The following is a 25537-nucleotide window of genomic DNA, read 5'->3' on the forward strand; positions in this document are numbered from 1 at the left end:
AGCCTGAAAACAACCTTGGCCCGCCGCGCAGGGTAGCTGTCAGCGGGTCTAGGCTGCCTCGGGGTTGAGTTCCTTCAGGATCAGTGTCCTGCCCTGGCTGCGGACCGCCGGAAGGCTGCCGTCGGCGATGCGCCGCAAAACCGTCCTCTTGCTCAGGCCGGTCATCTCGGCGACCTCCTTGATCGAATAGGAAACCCGGTTGTCGGGCAGCTTCGAAAGGAGGTCCACGATGGGATCGGTGCGCTCGGCCCCTGCAGTGGTGTTCATGGCTGGCACTTCTCGAAAGCGTTGGTCAGCCCATGACAACACTATTGAAATCGCTTTGCAAAACAATGATTTGGCAGTTTCATGACGATTTCAAAGGCCGATCCGGCGTCCTCTTCGTCATGACCATGTGATCACGTCGCCAAACAGCAACAGTTCGTCATAGTGCTCCTCGAAGCAGTCGCGCACCACGTTCTCGCTGATGCCAAAGTACCGGGCCGTGTCGGCGACCGCCTTCCCTAGCTTGCGCCGACGTAGCGAGCTCCGCCGTTCGTCCGCGTCGAAGATCGCCGCCAGCGTGAACTTGGGAGGCTTGGGGTCGGGTGCAAGGTGGTGGAAAGCCGAAAGTGCGATCTCGCTGCGAAGAACCTCGCACTCCCTGCGCTCGCCGGTCGGCGTCCTTTTGCATTTGACCGGACCAGTCGGCTTGCCGATCGTCGCCTTTGGCGCTTCCGAGAAGCGACCTGTTCTGGAGTACCTGAGCAAAATTCGGGCCGCCATCCGCTGCTCTGGATCTTCGGACCTCCAGAGCATCCTCACGATATGGGCGAAGACGCCGGTCTCGTCGCCCTCGTCGGCCATCGCCTTCAGATAAGCCGCGCGGATGGCCTTGTGGCTGTCGGGCCTTTTGCCCATGGCCCCTACTTTGCCGCCGCCTTGCGCCGTCCGGCCAACGGGATCACCTTGCACTTGGCGTTGCCGCTGGCGAGGAAGTCGGCCCACGCGCTCATCAGCTTTCGGCGACGCTCCAGTGCCGTTCCGCGCCGGTAAGCTTGCTCGGCCTTGTCGCCGACGACATGCGCCAGCGCGGCCTCTGCCACCTCACGCGGAAAATTGGTGCAGTCACCGGCCCAGTCGCGGAAAGAGGACCTAAAGCCGTGGATGGTCGTTTGGTCCTTGAGTTCCCATCGGCGCAACAACATTTCCATCGAGGCAGCCGAGATCGGTTTCCCCTTACCCAAGCCGAGGAAAACGTGCGGGTTATCGTTGCCCTTCGGCAGCGAACGCAGGAGCGCAACGGCGCGTGGAGACAGCGGCACCTCGTGCCTGCGCCCGGCCTTCATGCGGCTTGCCGGGACCGTCCAGACCTTCTGCTCGAAATCGATCTCGTCCCATGTCGCGCCGACGGTCTCCCCGGACCGCGCGGCAGTAAGCACCGTGAACTCAAGGACCTTTGCGTCCATGCCGCTGGCCTCGCGCAGGCGCTGCATGAACGCCGGGACGCTCCCATAGGCCATTGCACGATGATGACCGCGCCGCTTCAGCTTTTCAGGCTTCGGCAGGATCGCATCGAGATGGCCGCGCCACAGCGCCGGGTTCTCGCCTGACCGCCAGCCACGCATCTTGGCGAAACTGAGCACACGCTCGATACGACCGCGAAGGCGCGACGCCGTCTCGGGCTTCGCCGACCAGACGGGCTTCAGAACCTTCAGTACGTCTTCGGTGCCGATTGCCGACACCTTCATCAAGCTGAGATGCCTGCAATAGGCGTCGCCGAGCGTCATTTCCCATTGAGCCCGGTGCTTGGCGTTCTTCCACGAGGCCTTTCTATCCTCGTCGAGGAAAGCCTCGGCTGCCTCAGCGAAGGTCGGCTCGGCCTCCTCGCGATCCGCCTCTTGGCGCGCATGCAGCAAGGGATCGCGGCCAGCAGCGAGGTTCTTGCGAGCCGCCTCAGCCTTCCCGCGCGCGTCGCCCAGGCCGGTATCGGGATAACGTCCCAGCCCCATCGCTGTGCGCTTACCGTCACGCTTCCACATGAAGACCCAAGATTTCGACCCGCTCGGCTCAACCTGAAGGTAGAGGCCGCCGCCATCGCTGTGGCGTCCCGGCCTTGCTTCGAACTTGACCTCCTGAGCGGAGAGCTTGTTGGTGGGGCGGGCCATTTCACTTGCACCTTTCCTTGGTGTCATTGAAAGGTAGTATATGTCAGCGCTCGACCTGTTGGAATGGGCAACTTCGTTGTATTTGCAGGGATTTTCGGTTAGCCTGTCACCGTGCGTCACCCCATGACACTCCACCTTCGGCGGACGCTCTCTCCGCCAATCCACAAAAATGGTAGAATCGTCTGATATCGCTGCGTTTCGTAAGGGGCGCCAGAAGGATCAATGCCCTATTCTGGTGTCCAAATTCGCGGTGATCTTGTCGGCTAGCAAGGGTGCATGTGTGAACGCCCACAAGCCGGTTTTGGAATTGTTGCGCGATCTGGTAGTGGTGATCCAAATCACAGGAGACGGCATGCCAAACGATGTAGTCGTGCGCGACAGCAATGGCGCTCAATTGAATGACGGCGATTCCGTCACGCTGATCAAGGACCTCAAAGTCAAAGGCACTTCGGAGACGATCAAGCGGGGCACGTTGGTGAAGAACGTTCGCCTCAACGGCAATCCCGGCGAGATCGAATGCAACACCAAGCAAGTGAAGGGCCTGGTGCTCAAAACCGAGTTCGTGAAGAAGGCGTGACCCTCAAGGCGGCAATCAAGATCCAGCTTCGGTAAATATCAATTCAACCGCTACGTCCCGTCCAGCCCACTGGCTGCGAGCAGTACATCGTTCGATAGGGTGTGCCGTCACAGCCGGCTATTTCGCCTATATGGCCGCTATGGCCGCCAACTAAAAACCGCCGGCCGATATGGCAGCGCAGGCAGTGTCGATCCTCAAGTCCAGCGATGCCTCCCCGGAAATGCGGGAATGGCCCTCGGATGCCATAGGAATACAGAACGACATTGGAATGCCGGCCAAATCCGTTCAGCAATGACGGCGCCTGCCATCTTTGGGGTGAAAGCCATCCCGGCCATAGAAAGCCCGGCTCGGCTTGCCTCCGGGCCTTTTCGGCGTTTCGGACCGGCTGCACCATGATGCCCCGCATGGCCGGCGTGACGGCCAGCCGGTAGAGCGTGCACGACGCACCGGCCGCGACGCCTTGGATGGTCGCCAGGCCAAAACCTTTATGAAATTCCTATTTCTTTCCGCCCCGCTCCGTCTCGAACCTTTATGGCGATCGGGTCCATATCCCCCTTGAGAAAACACAACCGGTTTCGTCGGCGGCAAAGTGTGCGGCGGGCCGTTTTCACGATTTTGCGAACCTTTTCCTCAAGGGCGCAAAGTACAGATAGGAACAAACACAATGGACATCATTGTTCTCGGGATCGGGGTTTTGTCTTTCGCCCTGTTCTTCACCTTCGTCAAAGCATGCGACAGAATTTGAGCTGAGGATAAGACCATGCTTCTCGACTACATCCTCAGCGGTGGCGTGACCTTGTTCCTGCTCGCCTACCTGACCTACGCGCTCGTTCGTCCTGAACGCTTCTGAAGGCACCGAAAGCACAGACATGACCCTGAACGGTTGGATACAGATCCTGGTCTATTGCGGGATCATCATTTTGCTGGTGAAGCCGCTCGGCGGCTACATGCACCGCGTCTTCAAGGGCGACCGCACGCTGCTCTCGCCACTCTTCGGCCCGCTCGAGCGCGGGCTCTACCGCGTTTGCGGAACCAGCGAACGCGAGGAGCAGCACTGGACCACCTACGCGGCGGCGCTGCTGCTGTTCAACCTTGCCGGCTTCCTGGTGCTTTATGTCCTGCAGCGCCTGCAAGGCAGCCTGCCCTACAATCCCGCCGGCATGACCGCGGTCGAGCCAGGTCTGGCCTTCAACACCGCCGCCAGCTTCATGACCAACACCAACTGGCAGAACTATGGCGGCGAGAGCACGATGTCCTACCTCGTGCAGATGGCTGGCCTGACTGTGCAGAACTTCTTTTCGGCGGCCACGGGCATCGCCATTGCCATTGCTCTGATCCGCGGTTTTGCCCGGGCTTCCGGCAAGTCGATCGGCAATTTCTGGGTCGATATGACCCGTTCAACACTCTATCTGCTGTTGCCGTTCAGCATCGTGCTGACGCTGGTCTTTGTCTGGCTCGGCATGCCGCAGACGCTTGGCGCCTACGTCAACGCCACCACGCTCGAAGGGGCACAGCAGACCATCGCCGTCGGCCCGGTCGCTTCGCAGGTTGCCATCAAGATGCTCGGCACCAATGGCGGCGGCTTCTTCAACGCCAATGCCGCACATCCCTTCGAGAATCCCGACGCGATCTCCAACCTGATCCAGATGGTGTCAATCTTCGCCATCGGTGCAGCCTTGACCAACGTCTTCGGACGCATGATCGGCAACCAGCGCCAGGGTTGGGCAATCCTGTCGGCCATGGGCGTCATGTTCATCGCCGGCGTCATCATCTGCTACTGGGCGGAAGCCGCCGGCAACCCGCTGGTGCATGCGCTCGGCATCGACGGCGGCAACATGGAAGGCAAGGAGACGCGCTTCGGCGTCGCCTTGTCGGCGCTGTTTGCCGTCATCACCACCGCCGCCTCCTGCGGCGCCGTCAATGCCATGCACGGCTCCTTCACCGCGCTCGGCGGCATGATCCCGATCATCAACATGCAGCTTGGCGAAGTCATCGTCGGCGGTGTCGGCGCCGGTCTCTACGGCATCCTGATGTACATCGTCATCGCCGTCTTCGTCGCCGGCCTGATGGTCGGCCGCACGCCCGAATATCTCGGCAAGAAGGTCGAGGCCAAAGAGGTCAAGATGGCGATGCTGGCCATCCTGTGCCTGCCGCTGGCGATGCTGATCTTCACCGCCATCGCGGTCGTGCTGCCGACCGGTGTGGCGTCGATGGGCAATGCCGGCCCGCACGGCTTCTCCGAGGTTCTCTATGCCTACACATCGGCTGCGGCGAACAATGGCTCGGCCTTCGGCGGACTCAGCGGCAACACGCCCTGGTACAACATCACCATCGGCATCGGAATGTTGATGGGCCGCTTCCTGGTCATCATCCCGGCACTGGCCATCGCCGGCTCGCTGGTGGCGAAGAAGACGGTTCCGGCTTCCGCCGGCACCTTCCCGACCGATGGCCCGCTGTTCGTTGGGCTGCTGGTCGGCGTCATCCTCATCGTCGGTGGTCTGACCTTCTTCCCGGCGCTCGCCGTCGGGCCGATCATCGAACACCTGGCAATGATCCACGGGCAGACCTTCTGAGGCTGTCATGCCCTGGTTCAGCACCAAGCGCCGCAACATCAGCCACAGTGGCGATCACGGGAAGGAGGAGAGACCTCCTCCTTTCCCGACCCTGTCGACCTTTCTCGGCCTCGCGGCAGTCATGCTCGTCCTCTGGTTGCTGGTCTACGGGCCGCCGCACTTCCTTTCGGCATCCGATCATCCAGTGCCGTCCAACAACACCGAAGCCGGAGCTTCAAAATGAGCCGCTCGAAATCAGCAAGCATCATGGATGCCCGCATCCTGCTTCCCGCCATTGGCGGCGCCTTCCGCAAGCTTGACCCGCGCACGCTGGCCAGGAACCCGGTGATGTTCGTCGTCGCCGTCGTCTCGGCGCTCACCACGGTATTGTTCGTCAAGGACCTGGTCACCGGCGGCGGCAATCTCGGCTTCACGCTGCAGATCATCATCTGGCTATGGTTCACCGTGCTGTTCGCCAATTTCGCCGAAGCGGTCGCCGAAGGCCGCGGCAAGGCACAGGCGGATTCGCTGCGCAAGGCGCGCACCGAGACCCAGGCCAAACTTTTGACCGGCGAAGACCGTACGAAATACAAACTCGTGCCCGGCACCAGCCTCAAGGTCGGCGATGCGGTGCTGGTCGAGGCCGGCGACATCATCCCGTCCGACGGCGAGGTGATCGAAGGCGTCGCTTCGGTCAACGAAGCGGCGATCACCGGCGAGTCCGCACCGGTCATCCGCGAATCCGGCGGCGACCGCTCGGCGGTCACCGGCGGCACGCAGGTCTTGTCCGACTGGATCCGCGTACGCATCACGGCGGCGTCCGGCCACACCTTCCTCGACCGGATGATTTCGCTGGTCGAAGGCGCGGAGCGCCAGAAGACGCCGAACGAGATCGCGCTCAACATCCTGCTCGTCGGCATGACACTGATCTTCGTGCTGGCCACCGCAACGATCCCAAGCTTTGCGACTTATTCGGGCGGCTATATCTCGGTCACCGTGCTCGTCGCCCTGTTCGTCACCCTGATCCCGACCACGATCGGCGCGCTGCTGTCGGCCATCGGTATCGCAGGCATGGACCGCCTGGTGCGCTTCAATGTGCTGGCCATGTCGGGCCGCGCTGTCGAGGCTGCCGGCGACGTCGACACGCTGCTGCTCGACAAGACCGGCACGATCACGCTCGGCAACCGCCAGGCAACCGAGTTCCGCCCGGTCAAGGGCGTCACCGAGCAGGAGCTGGCCGACGCGGCACAACTCGCCTCGCTTGCCGATGAAACGCCGGAAGGCCGCTCGATCGTCGTGCTGGCCAAGGAGAAATACGCCATCCGCGCCCGCGACATGGCAACGCTGCACGCCACCTTCGTGCCCTTCACCGCGCAGACCCGTATGAGCGGCGTCGACATCGATGGCTCGTCGGTGCGCAAGGGCGCGGTCGATTCCGTGCTTGCCCATGTCAGCCAGTCGACGGTCGCCGCCCACGCGACGCGGCCCGGCAGCGATACCGTCCGCGACCTACAGGCGATCGCCGACGAGATCGCCAAATCGGGCGGCACGCCGCTGGCCGTTGAGCGCGACGGGCGCCTGCTCGGCGTCGTCCACCTCAAAGATATCGTCAAGGGCGGCATCAGGGAGCGCTTCGCCGAACTGCGCAAGATGGGCATCCGCACGGTGATGATCACCGGCGACAACCCGATGACGGCGGCGGCCATTGCCGCGGAAGCCGGCGTCGACGACTTCCTGGCCCAGGCGACGCCCGAGGACAAGCTGAAGCTGATCCGTGACGAGCAGGCCAAGGGCAAGCTGGTCGCCATGTGCGGCGACGGCACCAACGATGCGCCGGCCCTTGCCCAGGCCGATGTCGGCGTCGCCATGAACACCGGCACGGTCGCCGCGCGCGAGGCCGGCAACATGGTCGACCTCGACAGCGATCCGACCAAGCTCATCGAAATCGTCGAGATCGGCAAGGCGCTGCTGATGACGCGCGGTTCGCTGACGACCTTCTCAATCGCCAACGACGTGGCCAAGTACTTCGCCATCATCCCGGCGATGTTCGCTGCCTTCTACATCGCGCCCGGGCAAATCACCGGCCCGTTGCAGGCGCTCGACGTCATGCATCTGGCGACGCCGCAAAGCGCCATCCTGTCGGCCATCATCTTCAACGCGCTGATCATCATCGCGCTGATCCCGCTGTCGCTGAAAGGCGTCAAATATCGTGCCATCGGCGCCGGCGCGCTACTCAGCCGGAACCTGCTCGTCTACGGCCTCGGCGGCATCATCGTCCCCTTCGTCGGCATCAAGGCGATCGACATGATCGTCACCGCGCTTGGCCTCGCTTAACTCTTTGTTTTTAACGCAACTCCGGACGGAAAACCGTTTCACACTTTTCCTGGAATTGCTCTGAGGAACACGTCCATGCTCACCCAGCTAAGACCCGCGATCATCATGATCGTCTTCTTCACGGTGCTGACCGGCCTGATCTATCCGATCGGCATGACCGGCATCGCCCAGGCACTGTTCCCGCGTCAGGCCAATGGCAGCCTGATCGAAAAGGACGGCAAGGTCGTCGGCTCCGAACTGATCGGCCAGGGCTTTGCCAGCGACCGCTACTTCCACGGCCGCCCCTCGGCAGCCGGCGACGGCTACAATGCCGCTGCCTCGGGCGGCAGCAATTTAGGTCCGACCAATCCCAAGCTGATCGACCGCATCAAGGGCGATGCGGAAAAGCTGAAGGCGCAGAATCCGAGCCAGCCCGTGCCGATCGACCTGGTCACCACCTCAGGCAGCGGCCTCGATCCTGACATCAGCCCAGAAGCCGCGTACTTCCAGGTCGCAAGGGTGGCCAAGGCCAGGGGGATCGACGAGGCCAGGATCAAGGCGCTGGTCGACGCCCGTGTCGAGGGCAGGGAGCTCGGCTTCATGGGAGAACCGGTGGTCAATGTGCTGGATCTCAACCTTGCGCTGGACGCAGCGAAAGAGTGAATGGTTCGGGCCGGGGATCGACAGTATCCCCGGCTCCATCCATGATCGATCCTGATGCCGGACGACAGAAACAACGACACCAGACCTTCTCCCGACGCACTGCTCGATCATGCCGAGCGGGAAGGGCGCGGCCGTCTGCGGATATTCCTCGGCGCGGCACCGGGCGTCGGCAAGACCTACGAAATGCTGATGTCTGGACGCGCCAGGGTGGCCGACGGCGTGGACGTGATCATCGGCATCGTCGAGACGCATGGCCGCAAGGAAACGCTGGCCCTGGTCGAGGGCTATGAGGTCATTCCGCGCCGCGAGGTCGACTACAAAGGACGCATCCTCGACGAGATGGATATCGACGCCATCCTTGCCCGGCGTCCGGCGCTGGTTCTCGTCGACGAACTCGCCCACACCAACGCGCCCGGCAGCCGCCATCCCAAGCGCTATCTCGACGTTCAGGAAATCCTGACGCACGGCATCGACGTCTATACGACGCTCAACATCCAGCATGTCGAAAGCCTGAACGACGTCGTCGCCCAGATCACCAAGGTCAGGGTGCGCGAAACGGTTCCCGATTCCATCATCGACCAGGCCGATGATGTCGAGATCATCGATCTTACCCCCGACGACCTGATCAAGCGGCTCGAGGAAGGCAAGGTCTATTTTCCCAACACCGCCCGGCGCGCGATCGAGAACTATTTCTCATCAGGCAATCTGACGGCGCTCAGGGAGCTGGCGCTGCGCCGCACCGCGCAGCGCGTCGACGACCAGTTGCTGATCCATATGCAGGCGCATGCCATTCCCGGACCATGGGCTGCCGGGGAAAGGGTTCTCGTCTGCCTCGACGCGCGTCCTGGAGGAGCGGCCCGCGTCCGCTATGCGCGCAGGCTGGCCGACCGGCTGCGTGCCCCCTGGACGGCGCTGCATGTCGATAGCCCGCGCTTGGCCAGCATGCCCGAGGAGGACAAGGACCGGCTCGCAAACAACCTGCGCCTCGCCCAGCAGCTTGGCGCCGAGGTGACGACCATTCCGGGTCAGAATGTGGCGCAGGACATCGTGCGTTACGCGACGGCGAACAACTTCACCCACATCGTGGTCGGCAGGCCGACCCGGTCGCGCTGGCGGGAATTGATCGAAGGCTCGCTCACCTATGATCTCATCCGCAATGCCGGCGACATCAGCGTCCATGTCATTTCGGGAAACGAACGCGGCACCGAGGCGGCGTCGAGGAGCGTCAGGGCGGCGGACGAGCAGTGGCAGTTCGAGATCTGGCCCTATCTCAAGGCCACGGCCTATCTCATGGGCTCGCTCGCCTTCGCCGTCGTTCTCGACCAGTTTCTCGACGTTCGCAATCTGGCGATCATCTTTCTCATCGCGGTGCTGGCATCGGCGGTGACCGGTGGCCTGTGGCCGGCTCTGTATGCCTGTTTCGTCAGCGCCCTTGCCTTCAACTATTTCTTCCTGGAACCGCGCTACACGCTCACCATCCGTGATCCGGAAAGCATTGTCGCGCTCGGCGTCTTCCTGGTTGTCGCCGTTATCGCCAGCAATCTGACAGCGCGCGTGCAGCGCCAGGCGGTCGCCGCCCGCTCACGGGCGCGAGCCACCGAGGACATCTACCTCTTTTCGAAGAAGCTTGCCGGTGCCGGCACGCTCGACGACGTACTCTGGGCAACCGCTTTCCAGATCGCCTCGATGCTGAAGCTGCGGGTGGTGCTGCTCTTGCCGGAGGACGGAACGATAACCGTCAAGGCCGGCTATCCGCCCGACGACACGCTGGCCGAAGCCGACATCGCCGCCGCCCGCTGGGCCTGGGAGCACAATCGGGCCGCCGGACGTGGCGCCGACACGCTTCCCGGCGCCAAGCGCCTCTATCTTCCCTTGCGCACGGGGCGCACGGCACTCGGTGTCGTCGGCCTCGACAATGACAAACAGGGGCCGCTGCTGACGCCCGAACAGCAACGCCTGCTGGACGCGCTGGCCGATCAGGCAGCCGTCGCCATCGAGCGCATCCAGCTGGTCGCCGACGTCGACCGGGCCAAGCTTGCCGCCGAGGCGGACAGGCTGCGCTCGGCGCTTCTCACCTCGATCTCCCATGATCTCAAGACGCCGCTCGCAGCCATCATGGGCGCGGCCGGCACGCTGAGGGAATTCTCAGCCGCACTTCCCGAACAGGATCGGGCAGAGCTTCTGTCGACCGTGCTCGACGAATCCGAGCGGCTGAACCGCTTCATCGCCAATCTGCTCGACATGACCAAGATAGAGTCCGGCGCGATGGAGCCGAACTACGCCTTCCACTATGTCGGCGACATCGTCGGCTCCGCCCTGCAGCGGGCCAGGAAGATCATCGCAGAGCACAAGATCGAGACGGACATCACCTCGGATTTGCCGATGCTGAAGGTCGATCCCGTCCTGTTCGAGCAGGCACTGTTCAATCTTCTCGATAATGCAGCGAAATACGCGCCATCCGGCTCGACGATCCGCGTTCAGGGCTGGACCGACAACGGCTCGGTCCTCCTGCAGGTCATGGATGAAGGGCCGGGTATTCCCACGGGCGATCTGGAACGGATTTTCGACACCTTCTACCGGGTGCGCAAGGGCGACCAGGTTCGCGCCGGCACCGGGCTCGGGCTGTCGATCTGTCGTGGTTTCATCGAGGCGATGGGCGGGACGATCACGGCGGCAAACCGGACCGATCGCTCGGGCGCGGTCTTCACCATCAAGATGCCGAAGCCGGCCAACACGCCCGATCTCGACGCCTCTGCCACGGATGATGGGGGCGACTTGGCATGACAAACTCGAACGTCAGGATACTGGTCGTCGATGACGAGCCGCCGATCCGAAAGCTGCTGCGTGTCGGGCTCGGCAGCCAGGGCTACGCGATCAGCGAGGCGCCGAACGCCAAAGCAGCGATCGAGCTGATGGAGACTGAGAGGCCGGACCTTGTCCTGCTCGACCTAGGCCTGCCCGGCATGAGCGGCCATGAGCTGTTGCGCAAATGGCGCGACGACGGCCTCGACATTCCGGTGGTCATTCTGTCCAGCCGCATCGACGAGGCCGGCATCGTCCAGGCTCTGGAACTCGGCGCCGACGACTATGTCACCAAACCGTTCGGCATGAACGAACTGGTCGCGCGCATCCGAGTGGCGCTGCGGCACAAATTCCAGCAACAGGGCGAGAAGCCTGTTTTCCAGACCGGCGACCTGTCCGTCGATCTGGTCAAGCGCGTCGTCAAGGTCGAGGGCAAGGACGTGAAGCTCTCGCCGAAGGAATACGACATCCTGCGCATTCTCGTGCAGCACGCCGGCAAGGTGCTGACCCATCATTTCCTGTTGAAGCAGGTCTGGGGCGATTCGACCGACGTGCAGTATCTCAGGGTCTATGTCCGGCAGCTCAGGCAGAAGATCGAGAAGACCCCCGACCAGCCGCGCTACATCACCACCGAGACCGGCGTTGGTTACCGCCTGCGCGAGGTCGAGTGAGCGGGCAAGGTCTAGCCGATGGCTTCCCGCGGCTGACCGAAGGGCGTGGTTGCCCGGAAGGCCGCCAGGCAGCCGACAATGCCGAGCGGCAGGAAGGCAAGAAACAACCAGGACGCGACATTCGCTGCCGCGTCGTGGTTCAAACCTTGCGAAAAGCCGCTGGCGTTGGCGACGATGCCGGCGAGTGCGGCACCCACGGCATAGCCGATCCGCTGCATGGTCGGCACTGCGGCCGAGGCGATGGTCTGTCTGCTCGCTTTCAGGCGCTGAGGCGACGATGACGCGCGTCAGGAAGGGCCATGAGACGCCGAAGCCGCCGCCCTGCAGCAGCGCGCAGATCAGGATCAGCGGGATGGAGCCTAGGGGTATCGTATAGGCAAAGCCGGCAATACCGGCCGCGATCATCGCCGCGCCGCCGACGATGATCAGTCGCTCGCGTTGCGGTGGTGCGTTGGCGACCAGGATCGACAGGATCGACCAGGCGATCGATTCGGCGGCGATGATGTAGCCGGTGGTCAGCAGCGGAATGTCGTGCAGGCTGGTCAGCAGCAGCGGGCCGTAGACGCCGAAGGAACAGGTCGCGACCGAAAAGGCGGCAACCATGGTCATGCCGGCGCCGACCGGCGTGCGCCACGAGAACAGCCGCGCCGGAAACAGCCGCGAGCGCGGCTTCAGCGCGTCGACGGAGAAGAACAGCACCAGGCCAGCCAGGCCAAGGACCGTCAGCAGCGAGGAGCGCAGCAAGGCGATGTCAACGCCGGCCGAGGCGATCAGCACCACTGCGACGGCAAGGCAGCCAAGGGCCGCGAACGGGAAGGGCGGCGCCTTGCCTATGCTCGTCCTGGGTTTTGTCGCCTCCGGCGTGTCGAGCACGATGAAGCTCGCCAGCGCCATCGCGGTGCCGCCGAGGGTAAAGACGCCGAAGGCCCAGCGCCAAGACAGAAGCTCGGTCATGATCGCGCCGAGCAACGGTCCGCTGAAGGCGGCGACGCCCCAGATCGCCGACATGATGCCGAAAAGCTGTGGCCAGATGGCGCGCGAGAACAGCCGCTCGACCGAGACGAATGCCAGCGACACCAGCGCACCGCCGCCAAGCCCCTCGATCAGGCGGCCGGCAAGGAACAGTTGCATGGAAGGCGAGGTGGCGCAGATCAGCGCTCCGGCTGCGTAAAGGAGCGCGGCGACCACCATGTTGGCGCGCAGCGGGACATAGCTCACCAGACGTCCGGCTGCCGCGCCGGCAACGATGGCGCCGAGTTCGTAGATAGCCAGCGACCAGCCGACGAGCTGCACGCCGGCCAGTTCACCGACCATGGCCGGCATCACCGTTGCCACCATGGTTTCGTTGGTGGCGTGCAGCAGGATGCCGAGGCTGATGAAGCAGAAGCGCGCCAAGTCGCCGCTTGCCCACAATGCGCGCCAGTCGACCCTGTTTGTGCTGATTTCGGTCATTTCCACCCCTGGCTTCCATATCTTGAGGCCAGCGCAGGACGCCAGAAGCCAGTACAGGTTTCCGGCAGGACCATGCGCAGGCAGGAGCGTGTATCGCGCACCGCATCGAGCGCGCTGCTCCGGTCGGGGCAGGCTTGTAAAACCTCAACCGGGGTTGAGCTCAAGCGAATTTTTCGAGATAGGATTGCGGTCGGGTGGCGCGGTCAATTCTCAGTGCTGCGCAGCTGGAACTGGCTGACGCCGATCGCGAGGTTCATGCCGGTCTGCGTCTGCAGGCTGAGCGGCTGCAAGGTGAAGGCCTGCGAGGATCCTCCGACCAGCAGATTGGCGCCAGCGCCGACGGCTGCTGTCACTTCGGCGCTGGCGCCGATATAGTCGCCGGCCAGCGCACCCGGGGCATAGATGTTCTTCAGCGGCGTCAGCACGATCCACTGCATGAATGTCTGCTTCGTCGTGCCGATGTCGAGGCCGTATTTGTTGACCGCGCCGAAATAGGCTTCCGGTGCGAAGGTCTTGTCGGCGGGGTTGAACGTGCAGCTCAAATCCTTGCTCGAGCCGAAAATGAAACCGGTGCCGCCGCCGATGGCGCAATCAAGCGTGCCGAGTTCTATCCCTTGGTCCCGCGCCCGCGCCGTCCCGGCGAGCAAAGTTGCGATCATCGCAGCGGCAATGGCTGTCTGCGGTATGGTTATCTTGGGCATGGCGGTCCCCCTCAAAAACAAACGACGCGGAACCATCCTATCCGGTTCCGCGCCGCAGGGTGAGGGGTCGTGGAGCGCATGGCTCCACTACATTCACTTGAACGAATGGATGAGCTGGAGCGAGGTCACGGCCACAGCAAGGTTGACGCCGGTCTGCGCCTGGACGCTGAGCGGCTCCAGCATGAAGGCGCTGTCCAGGCCGCCAACCAGCAGGTTGGCGCCGCCGCCGGTCACGACGCTCGCCTCGGCGTTGACGCCGTAGTAGCTGCCGGCGAGATCGCCTCCGTCGCGGTCGCGCGTTGCCGCCAGCACGGCCCAGACGAGCTGGCCCTGATGCGTCTTGCCGACATCCAGGCCGACCTTGGAGATCACGCCGGTGTAAACCTCGGACGGTCCGTGATGATGGGGGCGGAAGACGCAGGACACACCCTTGTTGGACGCGACGATATAAGCGGTGCCGCCATCGATTGTGCAGTCGAGCGTGCCGAGTTGCAGCTTGCCGGCGCTCGCCGGGGCGACGGCAAATGCCGTCATGGCGAGGACAGCGGCGCAGGCGAGTTTCTTGATCATGGGAAGTCCTTTCGCAAATAGCTTTTTGACAACGGATTGGGTGGCCAGACCGTTCCGCTGAAAACTTGGCGCGAACAAGGCACGGGTCAACCCCTTGCTGCCGCGGTTAACGCACGGTTGCCGAGGTGCGTCTTTTCGGACACGCGAAGGGCGCCGCGGCACATGGATGCCACGCTGATTGTGTGGGAATGCTGCCGAAATCGATCAGCTGACGCGGGCGAGGCCGTCCTTGGCCGGCTGGTAGGCTGGGTTCAGGCGAACGGCTTCGCGATAGGATTTCGCCGCCTTGGCCTTGTCGCCGCGCCGCTCGTAGATCAACGCCTGGTTGGCCCAGGCCTCGGCATTGTTGCCGTCGAGCTTGATCGCCATGTTGAAGTCGGAGAAGGCGTTGTCTTCGTCGTTGGTTGCCAGATAGGAAAGGCCGCGGCCGTTGTAGGGTTCGGCAGCGTCCGGCGCCAGCGAGATCGCCGTCGAGAAGTCCTCGATAGCGAATTTGTGCTGACCCTGGCTCTGATAGATCAGGCCACGATTGTGGTAGGCGCGCGCGTCGGTCGTGTCGAGCTGGATCGCCTTTTGGAAGTCGTTGAAAGCGTCCTGGGTGCGGCCCGCCTTGCGATAAAGGTTGCCGCGCCCAATGTAGGCGGCGTCATAGTTTGAATTGATCTGGATCGAACGGTTGTAGTCCTCGAGCGCGGCCGTCTGATTGCCGAGGAAGCGCTGGATGAGCGCGCGGTTCGAATAGGCCTGGAAGAAATTCGGGTTGAGTTGGATGGCCTGGTTGAAATCCTTGAGCGCCGCCTGGTACTGGCCGCCGCGGCCATAGGCCGAGCCACGCACGTTGTAGGCTTCGGGATCCTGGGGACTGCGCTGGATGACCGCCGACAGCGACGAGATGTTCTCGCTCGACCCCTGCGCCTTGTCGATGTTGTTGAATTCGCCGGTCGGGCCTGAGGTCTGGCAGCCGGCAAGCGCCAGTCCGGAGAGCAGAGCCACTGTCAGGGCGAAACCACGCAATGCGGTCCCGCGCTCCACGCTTGTTGCGTTCATGTCTGCCCTGTCCTCACTTCAAGCCGCGTCGCTCTGGTCCGGTTCCCCCTCCGGGCCGGGTCACAACCAAAACAAAAAGGTGGCGGCGATTCCGCATCGCGCCACCTCTGATATCCTTCGAAAAGGACGAAAAATTGGCGTTAGAACCGCGGCGGACGCGGAGCACCACCTGCACCGCCGGCGGCGCCAGCAGCAACGGGGCGCGGCGTCATCGGCAGCAGGCCTTCGCGCTGGGCGCGCTTGCGGGCCAGCTTGCGGGCGCGGCGGACAGCTTCAGCCTTTTCACGGGCGCGCTTTTCGGACGGCTTCTCGTAGTGACCGCGCATCTTCATTTCGCGGAAAATGCCTTCGCGCTGCATCTTCTTCTTGAGAGCGCGAAGCGCCTGATCAACGTTATTGTCGCGGACGAGTACCTGCACGGGCAATCCTGTCTTTCGGGTTTGATGTCAACAGGCAAGCGGCCATAGCCACTAGCCTCCGCGGCGGTTTACACCACGAATTGGGGCGGCTGATAGCAGAATCAGGCCGCGCTGTCCACAGTCGAAATGGAAGAATGGCGCCGAAGCCGAAACAAAAAACCCGCCTCATAGGCGGGGTCCCGGCGCAAATCAGCACCATACCCAAAACACTAGCATAGTTGCCGTCACGGGGCAAGGATATGGCCAAGGCGGCAAGGCAGTCGCTTCAGACGAAAGATGGCGGCCAAGCCGAGGCCAGCTTGCCTCCCACTCCCCAGCAGATCTCTATGCCGTTGCCAAATGCAGCCGCTCAAAATCCTCGAAAAACTCGCCGTAGTCGCAGGTGATCTCCTCGCCCTCGGCGATGTCGCGGGTCGCGGTGGCCCCGCCATACTGCGAAAAATCCGTGTTCGGGTTGGCCGAATGGTTCATGAAGCGCCCATTGTCGACCTCATAGACCATGAAGCCAGGCCGGTCCGGGCTCGGATAGGCATAGCGCTCGAGCAATTCCCTCAGAGGTGGCGGTGCCGCCTCGTATTTGTCCATCGGGATCAACCGGTCGAAATCCGGATCGAGCCGCCAGATCGAAGCGCCTTTCCTGATCGGCTCGGCGGCGAACATGCCGACGCCCTCGATCGCGCTCGCAGCCACGTAGGTTCTGATCAGCATCATGTTGGCAGGACCCGTTTTGGCAAGAAGACCCGTTTCGAAATGGCATCGCCAAATCGCGTGGAAAAAGCAAGACCGGCGGTCTGCGTTGTGACTACGAACATTCGTCCTGGCCGCAAAAAAACTCCACGTCCGGTTGATCGACACGCCGCGCCTTCCTCGTCGCTCGCCAAACAGGGAGGCCAGTGGGGCGAATTATTGCCGCAACAACCACGCCAGGCGATCGAGCGAGAATGCGTAGCTGATGACGATCAGCAGGGCCATGGCGATGCCCGTGGTCGTTTGGCCGGCCAGATAGAACCCGACCGCGCCGCCGAACAGGATGACGAGTTCCAGCACCAGCCGCACCGCGCCCGGAACCCGCACAGGGGCGCGGCCCGACCGACTCGGATCATTGAGCACGGCGAAGGTTCCCCACAGCGCAGCAGCAACGAGCGGTGTGGCCAACGCAGCGACCCAGCGCCACCAATCGTGTGAGAGGCTCCAGCTGGCGATGCCGAGCCCGAGCAAGGCGGCAAGCTCCAGCAGGAAGCGCAACGTCAGATTCCACCAGGCATTGCCCATAAATAATCCTCCAGAGTCTCGCGACAGACAGTGTGACCGAACGGTGCCTTAGCTGCCAGATCGCATGCGGCTTTTTCGCCGTGGCGCAAAACGGCAAGCGCCGTCGCAAACAGCGCAAGGGTGGAAGCGCTGTTTCGCTAGTGATACACCTCGCGCGCCGGGATCGAATGAACGCCCGGCCGTTATTCGCGAGGCCTTTTCTGGGGCGAGGTTGGGACGTTGAAGAAATATTCGGTATTCGCCATCGCCCGCGAGGCCATGCGCGGCCACAAGGGCTGGGAGGAGCAGTGGTCCTCGCCTGAGCCCAAGAAGGAATACGACGTCATCATCGTCGGCGCCGGCGGCCATGGCCTTGCCACCGCCTACTATCTCGCCACGGTGCACGGCATCACCAATGTCGCGGTGCTGGAAAAGGGCTGGCTCGGCGGCGGCAACACCGGCCGCAACACCACCATCATCCGCTCCAACTATCTCTATGACGAGAGCGCCGGCATTTACGACCACGCGCTGAAGCTGTGGGATGGGCTGAGCCAGGAGCTCAATTACAACGTCATGTATTCGGCCCGCGGCGTCATGATGCTCGCCCACAACGTGCACGACGTGCAGGTGCTGAAGCGCCACGTCCACGCCAACCGACTGAACGGCATCGACAATGAATGGCTGACGCCGGAGCAGGCGAAGGAATTCTGCCCGCCGCTCAACACCTCCAAGGATGCGCGCTATCCAGTCGTCGGTGCCGCACTGCAGCGGCGCGGCGGCACGGCGCGGCACGATGCGGTTGCCTGGGGCTATGCGCGCGGCGCTTCGGCGCGCGGCGTGCACATCATCCAGAACTGCGAAGTCACCGGGGTCAAGCGGGCCGCCAATGGCGCCGTCATGGGCGTCGACACGACGCGCGGCTTCATCGGCGCCAAGAAGGTCGGCGTCGTTGCGGCCGGCCATTCCTCTGTCATCATGAACATGGCCGGCGTGCGCATGCCGCTGGAAAGCTATCCGTTGCAAGCGCTGGTGTCGGAGCCGGTCAAGCCGGTGGTGCCTTGCGTTGTCATGTCGAACACAGTGCACGCCTATATCTCGCAGTCCGACAAGGGCGAACTGGTGATCGGCGCCGGCACCGACCAGTATGTGTCCTATTCGCAGACCGGCGGCCTGCACATCCTGCAGCACACGCTCGACGCCATCTGCGAGATGTTCCCGATCTTCACGCGCATGAAGATGCTGCGCTCCTGGGGCGGCATCGTCGATGTGACGCCGGACCGCTCGCCGATCCTGGCCAAGACGCCAGTGCCCGGCCTCTACGTCAATTGCGGCTGGGGCACGGGTGGCTTCAAGGCGACACCCGGTTCGGGCCATGTCTTTGCCCACACGATCGCCAAGGACGATCCGCACCCGATCAACGCGCCCTTCACCATCGAACGCTTCCGCACCGGCCGGCTCATCGACGAGGCGGCGGCGGCGGCGGTGGCGCACTAAGGGGCGTGTGTTGACGAAGAAAACGAACAGACGATTTCTCATGATGGGCGCCGGCGCAGTGCTTCTCACATTATTGGCTGCGCAAGTGCATCAGCAGACGGGCTCTGAAGTTGCCTACTATCTGGTGGGGGGCTTCATGTTCGCCGCTTTTATCTTCGTGGTCGTCCTTGGAATCGCACCGTGGGCGGGAACGTTCGGCCTGAAATATCCCGTCCAAAACACCAAAGGATTTCGCGCCGACTACGCGGCGGAGCCTGAGAAGGAAGTTGGTCCATATGCATCACAAGGTTGGCGACGACGGATGGAACGTGTCGGTCTTCGCAATACGAAGGCATTTGGGCTCTATATCGAACCTGACGAGAAAAGCTGACCCATGCTGTTGATCCGCTGCCCCTATTGCGAGGAAGAGCGCCCGGAGCTCGAGTTCCGCAACGCCGGCGAGGCGCACATCGCGCGCTCGGCCAACATGGCCGGCGAGAGCGACGACGATTTCGAGAAGTTCTTCTTCATCCGCTCGAACCCCAAGGGTATCATTTATGAGCGCTGGCGGCACATGCATGGCTGCGCGCGTTTCTTCAACGCCGTGCGCGACACCGTCACTGACAAGTTCGTCATGACCTACAAGGCCGGCGAGCCGAAACCCTCCAAGCTGCCCAAAAACTCCAACGAAGTGGTAGCCAAATGATCGGCGCGTTCCGCATTCCTGGCGCCGGTCGCTTCAAGCAGGCGAAGACCGCGCGGTTCAGCTTCGATGGCCAGTCCTATACCGGCATCGAGGGCGACACGCTGGCTTCGGCGCTGCTCGCCAATGGCGTCCATCTTGTCGGCCGCTCGTTCAAGTACCATCGTCCGCGCGGCATCCTGTCGGCGGGCGCCGAGGAACCGAACGCGCTGGTCGAGATCAAGCGCGACGCGGCACGCAAGACGCCGAACGTGCGGGCCACCGTGCAGGAACTCTATGACGGGCTGGACGCGCAGTCGCAGAACCGCTGGCCGTCACTGTCCTTCGACGTCAGCGCGGTCAACGACTTTGCTTCGCCGCTGTTTTCGGCCGGCTTCTACTACAAGACCTTCATGTGGCCGAAGGCTGCATGGAAGAGCCTGTACGAACCCAAGATCCGCGCAGCGGCCGGACTTGGCGTTTCCCCGGACCAGCCGGACCCGGACCATTATTCGTCGCGCTATGCGCATTGCGAAGTGCTGGTGCTGGGCGGCGGTGCCGCCGGCATCGCGGCAGCATTGGCCGCGGCTGAAACGGGCGTGCGTGTCATCCTCGCCGACGAGCAGGCCGAGTTCGGCGGCAGCCTGCGTTTCGAGAGCGGAGCCAAGATAGACGGCCAGGACGGTTTTGCCTGGGCACAAGCTGCCGCGGCGAAGCTCGCCGCCATGGACAATGTCCGCGTACTCTCGCGCACGACGGCGTTCGGCTATTACGCGCAGAATTTCGTCGGGCTGGTCGAGCGTGTCAGCGATCATTTGAAGACTCCCGGCCACGATCTGGCGCGCGAGCGGCTGTGGCAGGTGAGGGCCAAGCGCGTGGTGCTGGCCTCCGGCGCCATCGAGCGTCACATGGTGTTCGCCGACAATGACCGGCCGGGCGTCATGCTGGCAGGTGCGGCGCGTACTTATCTCAACCACTATGGTGTTGCGGTCGGCAAGAATGTCGGCGTCTACACCGCCAATGATTCCGCCTATGCAGCGGCAATCGACCTCAAGAAAGCCGGCGTCAACGTGGCGGCGATCGTCGATTTGCGCGACAACCCGACCGGGCCGCTGATCGACGAGGCGAGGGCACTCGGCATCGAGGTCAATTTCGGCCGCGCGGTGATCCGCGCCGGCGGCAAGCTCAGGGTGTCGTCGATGACCGTGCAGCCGAAGAATGGCGGCGGCGAACGCACCATCCCGGTCGATGCGATCCTGATGTCGGCCGGCTGGACGCCGTCGGTGCATCTGTTCTCGCAGTCGCGCGGCAAGGTCGCCTTCAACGACGAGACCAAGCGCTTCGTGCCGGGCACCTATGCGCAGGACTGCGTCTCTGTCGGCGCCTGCAACGGCACCGACGGGCTGTCCGCGGCGGTCGACGAAGCCTATGCGGCGGGCGCCAAGGCGGCCAAGGATGCAGGCGCGAAAACCGCCAAGGGTACCAAGCCGAATGTCGATGCGTCGGAAAACTGGTCGCGCGGCATGCTGGGTGCGGCGCCCGGAGCCGGGCCGGACACGACGGTGAAAGCCTTCGTCGATTTCCAGAACGACGTCACCGCCAAGGATATCCGCCAGGCGGTGCACGAAGGCATGCGCTCGATCGAGCACGTCAAGCGCTTCACCACCAACGGCATGGCGACCGACCAGGGCAAGACCTCCAACATGCACGGCCTGGCGATTGCCGCCGAGACGCTGGGCAAGCCGATCCCGGAGGTCGGCCTGACCACGTTCCGGGCGCCCTATACGCCGGTGACCTTCGGCGCGATCGTCAGCCATGCTCGGGGTCCGCTGTTCGACCCGACGCGCAAGACTGCGATCCATCCCTGGGCCGAGGCGCAAGGCGCGGTGTTCGAGGATGTCGGCCAGTGGAAACGCGCCTGGTATTTCCCCAAGGCGGGCGAGGACATGCATGCCGCGGTCGACCGCGAATGCGTCGCGGTGCGCAAGACGGCCGGCCTGTTCGATGCCTCGACGCTGGGCAAGATCGAAGTGGTCGGTTCGGACGCAGCGAAATTCATGGAGCTGCTCTACACCAACCCATGGGAGAAGTTGGAGCCCGGCCGCTGCCGCTACGGCATCATGCTGCGCGAGGATGGCTTCATCTATGATGACGGTGTAGTCGGCAGGCTGGCGCCAGACCGTTTCCATGTGACGACGACGACCGGCGGCGCGCCGCGCGTCATGAACCACATGGAGGATTATCTCCAGACAGAGTTCCCGCATCTCAACGTCTGGCTGACCTCGATCACCGAGCAATGGGCCGTCATCGCGGTGCAGGGACCGAAATCCCGCGACATCATCGCTCCGCTGGTCGAAGGCATCGACATGTCGGACGAGGCGCTGCCGCATATGTCGGTGCGCGAAGGCAAGATCTGCGGCGTGCCGACCAGGCTGTTTCGCATGTCGTTCACCGGCGAGCGCGGCTTCGAGGTCAACGTGCCTGCCGATTACGGGCAGGCTGTCTGGGAAGCACTGTGGGCCGAGGGCCAGAAGCACGGCGCTGCCGCCTACGGCACCGAGGCCATGCACGTGCTGCGCGCCGAAAAGGGCTACATCATCGTCGGCCAGGATACCGACGGCACGGTGACGCCGAACGATGCCGGTCTCGACTGGGCGGTCGGCAAGAAAAAGACGGACTTCGTCGGCATCCGCGGCTTGACGCGACCTGACCTTGTCGCCAAGGGCCGCAAGCAGTTGGTCGGCCTGAAAACGAAAGACCCGAAAGTGGTGCTGGAAGAGGGCGCGCAGATCGTCGAGGATCCCCGGCAGGCGATCCCGATGAAGATGATCGGCCATGTCACCTCGAGCTATTGGTCGGAAAATTGCGGCCGCTCGATCGCGCTGGCGCTGGTCGCTGGCGGACGCGACCGCATGGGCGACACGCTCTTTGTGCCGATGCCGAACGGCGCGATCGAAGTGGAGGTTGCCAGCATGGTGTTCTTCGACGAGACGGGAGGGCGCCTCAATGGCTAAGGCTGCTGCAAGAAAGACGGCACCGGTGACATCGCCTTCGGTAGAACGCCGTCCGGCGCTGGCCGGACGCAGCACGACCGGTACCGGCGTCAAGGTCGAGGTGCTGCCGCCGGCCGAGCGCATTTCATTGCGCGCACCGGAGGCCTCGCTTGCAGCGCTTTCCAAGGCGCTCGGCGTGACCTTGCCGAAAAAGCCGAAGACGTCCGCTTCGAAGGGCGGGCGAACCGCCTTGTGGCTCGGCCCCGACGAATGGCTGGTCATCGATGAGGCGGGCAAGGATCCGCTGGCCGATTGTGCTGGGGTTTCCGCCTTGCACTCGGCGGTCGGCATCTCGCATCGCAACATCGCTATCGCCGTGACGGGCACCGGGGCAGCAGCGACGATCAATGCGGGTTGCCCGCAGGACCTGTCGCCCGATGGCTTCCCGGTTGGAGCGGCGTCGCGAACCATCCTCGGCAAGACCGAGATCGTGCTGTTGCGCACGGCGCCGGACGCCTTCAGGGTTGAATGCTGGCGTTCCTTCTCGGACTATGTCTTTACTTTTTTGTCCGAGGGATCGCGCGACGCAGCGGTCTGAACCCGGAACGTTTGCAGGGCAGGCTCGTTCTGCATCCTCACGCCGAGGGAGAATGCCGATGCCGTCGAATTCCGCGCCCAAGTCGCCGGTCAAAAAGACGTCGGCCGTCCGTTCGCTCGAACAGGAGCGGCACGAAGCGCCGAGCGCCGAAGAGGAACTCCAGGAAGGCCTTGAGGACACGTTCCCGGCCAGCGATCCGGTATCGATTACCGGATCGTCCATCTCGGGCGCTCCGGCGAAGCCGGGCCAGGCCAAGACCGTGCCCGGGCGCAAGAAGCGCAAGGCGTAGTTTTCCATCGGGCCAGGCGGCATCGCACCTTCTCAATCCCATTGGACATGCTATTTAAAGCGCTTTGGGAGATGAAAAATGCCGACAAAAGCGATCGTTTGGGGCGAGAACGTCCACGAACAGACCAGTGCCGCCGTACGCGACCTCTATCCCCTGGGCATGCATGGCACCATTGCCGCGGCGCTTAACCGGGACAAGGGCATCGAGGCGACCACCGCCACCTTGCAGGAGCCCGAACATGGCTTGAGCGAAAAGCGCCTGGCCGTCACCGACGTGTTGCTGTGGTGGGGCCACGCGGCGCATGGCGAGGTCAAGGACGAGATCGTCGAGCGGGTGCAGAAAAGGGTGTGGGAAGGCATGGGACTGATCGTGCTCCATTCCGGACATTACTCGAAGATTTTCAAGCGGCTGATGGGCACGCCCTGTTCACTGAAATGGCGCGAGGCGGGCGAGCGCGAGCGCGTCTGGGCGATCAACCGCAGCCACCCCATCGCGCAAGGCATCGGCGAGTGCCTGGAGATCGGCGAGACCGAAATGTATGGCGAGCCCTTCGCCGTGCCGGAGCCGCTCGAGACGGTGTTCGTCTCCTGGTACGAGGGCGGTGAGGTGTTCCGGTCCGGGCTGACCTACCAGCGCGGCGCCGGCAGGATCTTCTACTTCTCGCCGGGCCACGAGACCTATCCAATCTATCACAACGAGGGCGTGCAGCAGGTGCTGCGCAATGCGGTGCACTGGGCGCGCAACCCGGCGCCGGCCTGGTCCGGCATCACCAATGCCCTGAACGTGCCGACGGATGCCGCCAAGGAGAAGATCGTCCAAAAAGGCCTGCGCCTGCATGCCGATGGCGACAGGGGTCTTGGCTGATCGGCGCGTGAGTCGATTGCGGCGTGAGGTGATTGGGGGCCTGAACTGATGCATCGAATTCTTCTGCTCGGCACGGGCGGCATCGCCGGGCATCATGTCGAGGAGTTCGCCGGGATTGCCGGCTGCGGCATCGTCGCCTGCGTCGATCAGGTGCCCGGCCGTGCGGCCGCGTTCGCCGCTGCCAGCAAGATCGGAGATTTCTTCGAGAGCCTGGAGGCGGCGGTCGCCTGGGGCCATTTCGATGCCGCCATCAACGCGACGCCGGATGGTGCACACATGGCGACGACGCTGGCGCTGCTTGCCGAGGGAAAGCATGTGTTTTGCGAAAAGCCGCTGGCGCCGAACCACGCCGACGCGCTGGCAATGACCGAAGCGGCAGAGGCAGCCGGGGTGGTCAACATGGTCAACCTGACCTATCGCAACTCACCGGCAATCCAGGAAGCGCGGCGCATGGTGCAGGCCGGCGAGATCGGCGAGCTGCGTCATGTCGAGGCGAGCTACCGACAGAGCTGGCTGATCAGCAAATCATGGGGCGACTGGCGGGTCGAGGACAAATGGCTATGGCGCCTGTCGAGCCGGCACGGTTCGACCGGCGTGCTCGGCGATGTCGGGATTCACATCCTGGACTTCTCTACGTATGGCGCCGGCCAGGATATCGTCAGCTTGCATGCCGATCTGGTCACGTTTCCGAAGGCCGAGGGCGAGCGCATCGGCGACTATGTGCTGGATGCCAATGACAGCGTCGCGATGACGGCGCGTCTCGATTCCGGCGCGCTCGCCACGATCGTGGCAAGCCGCTACATGACTGGCCATACCAACGATTTGTCGCTGGCCCTGCACGGCACCAAGGGCGCCATCAAGGTCGAGACCAATGGCAAGGAGTCGAACCTGTCGGCCTGCCTGGCTGGCGATGTCGATCTTCAGCGCTGGCAAACGCTGCCGCTGCCCAATGTCAAGCGTAACGCCCGGCGCTTTGCCGACGCGCTCGATGCAGGCCGAAACGGCGATCCGTCCTTCCGGCGCGCCGCCGACATGCAGAAACTGATCGACGCGGCCTTCGAGAGTTCAGCGGCCAAGCTGCCAATCCTGGTCGCCTGAAGCTGGCCGGCTTTCGCCGGCCGTACGCATTTCTGCGGAGCTTAGAACGAGCTCGGCACGATCCACGGGTCGATGCTGATGCCGAGCCGCGGGCCCTTGCCTTCAGCGGTGTTTTCTGTGGCGCCCTTCTTCTCGACCGAGCCGGTCGAGGCGCAATCGAGCTTCACGTTGGTCTTCGTGTCTACGCAGGTTGTAGCGGACGCATGCTTGACCATGTGGGGCGCGCTGGCGGCGAAGGCCGAGCCCGAAAGTGCCAGCACGGCTGCGAGGGTGAAGAGTGTCTTTTTCATAGTCTGTCTCCGTTTTCGACGGGTGAATTCTTGTCGTACATGTACGATGCACCGTACACATACGTCCGTCGATCGCGAAGTTCAA

Annotated in this window: 26 protein-coding genes and 1 pseudogene; 16 read left to right on the forward strand and 11 right to left on the reverse strand. The window is 63.3% G+C overall.

Annotated features, from left to right (window positions below):
* Nucleotides 1-48: 48 nt before the first annotated feature.
* The 3 genes from NKJ01_RS00550 to NKJ01_RS00560 form a co-directional block, all read right to left on the reverse strand.
* Entirely contained in the window at nt 49-267 is a 219-nt protein-coding gene (locus tag NKJ01_RS00550) for a helix-turn-helix domain-containing protein (RefSeq protein WP_352725178.1), read from the reverse strand.
* Between the two features lie 117 nt (nt 268-384).
* A complete protein-coding gene (locus tag NKJ01_RS00555; protein ID WP_352725180.1) occupies nt 385-900 on the reverse strand; it encodes a hypothetical protein in 516 nt (171 codons plus the stop codon).
* A gap of 5 nt (nt 901-905) precedes the next feature.
* Nucleotides 906-2147: a tyrosine-type recombinase/integrase gene (locus tag NKJ01_RS00560; RefSeq protein ID WP_352725182.1), complete on the reverse strand. Its 1242-nt coding sequence runs from the start codon at nt 2145-2147 to the stop codon at nt 906-908.
* A gap of 352 nt (nt 2148-2499) precedes the next feature.
* Between NKJ01_RS00560 and NKJ01_RS00565 the strand changes: the two genes are divergently transcribed.
* From NKJ01_RS00565 to NKJ01_RS00600, 8 genes are all read left to right on the forward strand, one after another.
* Entirely contained in the window at nt 2500-2724 is a 225-nt protein-coding gene (locus NKJ01_RS00565; protein WP_352599825.1) for an alkylphosphonate utilization protein, read from the forward strand.
* Nucleotides 2725-3484: 760 nt separating this feature from the next.
* Nucleotides 3485-3574 carry a K(+)-transporting ATPase subunit F gene (kdpF, locus tag NKJ01_RS00570; RefSeq protein ID WP_023759665.1) on the forward strand — a complete coding sequence of 30 codons (90 nt, stop codon included), beginning with the start codon at nt 3485-3487 and terminating at the stop codon, nt 3572-3574.
* Nucleotides 3575-3593: 19 nt separating this feature from the next.
* Entirely contained in the window at nt 3594-5297 is a 1704-nt protein-coding gene (gene kdpA, locus NKJ01_RS00575) for a potassium-transporting ATPase subunit KdpA (protein WP_352725185.1), read from the forward strand.
* A 7-nt stretch (nt 5298-5304) separates the two neighbouring features.
* Nucleotides 5305-5520: a hypothetical protein gene (locus NKJ01_RS00580; RefSeq protein ID WP_352599503.1), complete on the forward strand. Its 216-nt coding sequence runs from the start codon at nt 5305-5307 to the stop codon at nt 5518-5520.
* A complete protein-coding gene (gene kdpB, locus NKJ01_RS00585; RefSeq protein WP_352725187.1) occupies nt 5517-7610 on the forward strand; it encodes a potassium-transporting ATPase subunit KdpB in 2094 nt (697 codons plus the stop codon). The genes NKJ01_RS00580 and kdpB overlap by 4 nt, the downstream gene beginning before the upstream one ends.
* Nucleotides 7611-7685: 75 nt before the next feature.
* On the forward strand, nt 7686-8252 hold the full coding sequence (gene kdpC, locus NKJ01_RS00590) for a potassium-transporting ATPase subunit KdpC (RefSeq protein ID WP_352725189.1): 567 nt from the start codon (nt 7686-7688) through the stop codon (nt 8250-8252).
* 54 nt (nt 8253-8306) lie between these two features.
* Entirely contained in the window at nt 8307-11036 is a 2730-nt protein-coding gene (locus NKJ01_RS00595) for a DUF4118 domain-containing protein (RefSeq protein WP_352725191.1), read from the forward strand.
* Complete coding sequence (locus tag NKJ01_RS00600) at nt 11033-11725, forward strand: response regulator transcription factor (protein ID WP_352725481.1); 693 nt, start codon at nt 11033-11035, stop codon at nt 11723-11725. The genes NKJ01_RS00595 and NKJ01_RS00600 overlap by 4 nt, the downstream gene beginning before the upstream one ends.
* Before the next feature lie 309 nt (nt 11726-12034).
* Here NKJ01_RS00600 and NKJ01_RS00605 read toward each other — a convergent pair.
* The 7 genes and pseudogenes from NKJ01_RS00605 to NKJ01_RS00635 all read right to left on the reverse strand — a co-directional run.
* Nucleotides 12035-13177: pseudogene (locus NKJ01_RS00605) on the reverse strand (MFS transporter); the annotation flags it as partial.
* Nucleotides 13178-13380: 203 nt separating this feature from the next.
* The gene (locus NKJ01_RS00610) at nt 13381-13878 is read right to left on the reverse strand and encodes a DUF992 domain-containing protein (RefSeq protein ID WP_352725193.1); all 498 of its coding nucleotides are present in this window, start codon (nt 13876-13878) and stop codon (nt 13381-13383) included.
* Nucleotides 13879-13971: 93 nt separating this feature from the next.
* The gene (locus NKJ01_RS00615) at nt 13972-14448 is read right to left on the reverse strand and encodes a DUF992 domain-containing protein (protein WP_352725195.1); all 477 of its coding nucleotides are present in this window, start codon (nt 14446-14448) and stop codon (nt 13972-13974) included.
* 204 nt (nt 14449-14652) lie between these two features.
* Complete coding sequence (locus NKJ01_RS00620; RefSeq protein ID WP_352725197.1) at nt 14653-15495, reverse strand: tetratricopeptide repeat protein; 843 nt, start codon at nt 15493-15495, stop codon at nt 14653-14655.
* A gap of 140 nt (nt 15496-15635) precedes the next feature.
* Nucleotides 15636-15914, reverse strand: coding sequence for a 30S ribosomal protein S21 (gene rpsU / locus NKJ01_RS00625; RefSeq protein WP_023810129.1), 279 nt, complete (start codon nt 15912-15914; stop codon nt 15636-15638).
* A gap of 324 nt (nt 15915-16238) precedes the next feature.
* Complete coding sequence (locus NKJ01_RS00630; protein WP_352725199.1) at nt 16239-16625, reverse strand: SET domain-containing protein; 387 nt, start codon at nt 16623-16625, stop codon at nt 16239-16241.
* A gap of 192 nt (nt 16626-16817) precedes the next feature.
* Nucleotides 16818-17186, reverse strand: coding sequence for a YrdB family protein (locus NKJ01_RS00635; RefSeq protein ID WP_352599523.1), 369 nt, complete (start codon nt 17184-17186; stop codon nt 16818-16820).
* A 219-nt stretch (nt 17187-17405) separates the two neighbouring features.
* Between NKJ01_RS00635 and NKJ01_RS00640 the strand changes: the two genes are divergently transcribed.
* From NKJ01_RS00640 to NKJ01_RS00675, 8 genes are all read left to right on the forward strand, one after another.
* Nucleotides 17406-18659 carry a sarcosine oxidase subunit beta gene (locus tag NKJ01_RS00640; RefSeq protein ID WP_127416521.1) on the forward strand — a complete coding sequence of 418 codons (1254 nt, stop codon included), beginning with the start codon at nt 17406-17408 and terminating at the stop codon, nt 18657-18659.
* A 10-nt stretch (nt 18660-18669) separates the two neighbouring features.
* Entirely contained in the window at nt 18670-19029 is a 360-nt protein-coding gene (locus NKJ01_RS00645) for a hypothetical protein (protein ID WP_352725202.1), read from the forward strand.
* A gap of 3 nt (nt 19030-19032) precedes the next feature.
* A complete protein-coding gene (locus NKJ01_RS00650) occupies nt 19033-19344 on the forward strand; it encodes a sarcosine oxidase subunit delta (RefSeq protein WP_023759679.1) in 312 nt (103 codons plus the stop codon).
* On the forward strand, nt 19341-22334 hold the full coding sequence (locus NKJ01_RS00655) for a sarcosine oxidase subunit alpha (protein WP_352725204.1): 2994 nt from the start codon (nt 19341-19343) through the stop codon (nt 22332-22334). The genes NKJ01_RS00650 and NKJ01_RS00655 overlap by 4 nt, the downstream gene beginning before the upstream one ends.
* Entirely contained in the window at nt 22327-22911 is a 585-nt protein-coding gene (locus NKJ01_RS00660) for a sarcosine oxidase subunit gamma (RefSeq protein ID WP_352725206.1), read from the forward strand. Before NKJ01_RS00655 ends, NKJ01_RS00660 begins: the two co-directional genes overlap by 8 nt.
* A 58-nt stretch (nt 22912-22969) precedes the next feature.
* Nucleotides 22970-23200, forward strand: coding sequence for a hypothetical protein (locus tag NKJ01_RS00665; RefSeq protein WP_352725208.1), 231 nt, complete (start codon nt 22970-22972; stop codon nt 23198-23200).
* A 78-nt stretch (nt 23201-23278) separates the two neighbouring features.
* Nucleotides 23279-24064 carry a ThuA domain-containing protein gene (locus NKJ01_RS00670; protein ID WP_352725210.1) on the forward strand — a complete coding sequence of 262 codons (786 nt, stop codon included), beginning with the start codon at nt 23279-23281 and terminating at the stop codon, nt 24062-24064.
* Between the two features lie 48 nt (nt 24065-24112).
* Nucleotides 24113-25162: a Gfo/Idh/MocA family protein gene (locus NKJ01_RS00675; protein ID WP_352725212.1), complete on the forward strand. Its 1050-nt coding sequence runs from the start codon at nt 24113-24115 to the stop codon at nt 25160-25162.
* Nucleotides 25163-25203: 41 nt separating this feature from the next.
* On the opposite strand, the gene NKJ01_RS00680 is transcribed toward NKJ01_RS00675, so the two are convergent.
* Nucleotides 25204-25452: a DUF680 domain-containing protein gene (locus tag NKJ01_RS00680; protein ID WP_352725214.1), complete on the reverse strand. Its 249-nt coding sequence runs from the start codon at nt 25450-25452 to the stop codon at nt 25204-25206.
* Between the last annotated feature and the right edge of the window lie 85 nt (nt 25453-25537).

This window comes from Mesorhizobium sp. M0276, assembly GCF_040321755.1.
In the GTDB taxonomy this organism is placed as follows: domain Bacteria; phylum Pseudomonadota; class Alphaproteobacteria; order Rhizobiales; family Rhizobiaceae; genus Mesorhizobium.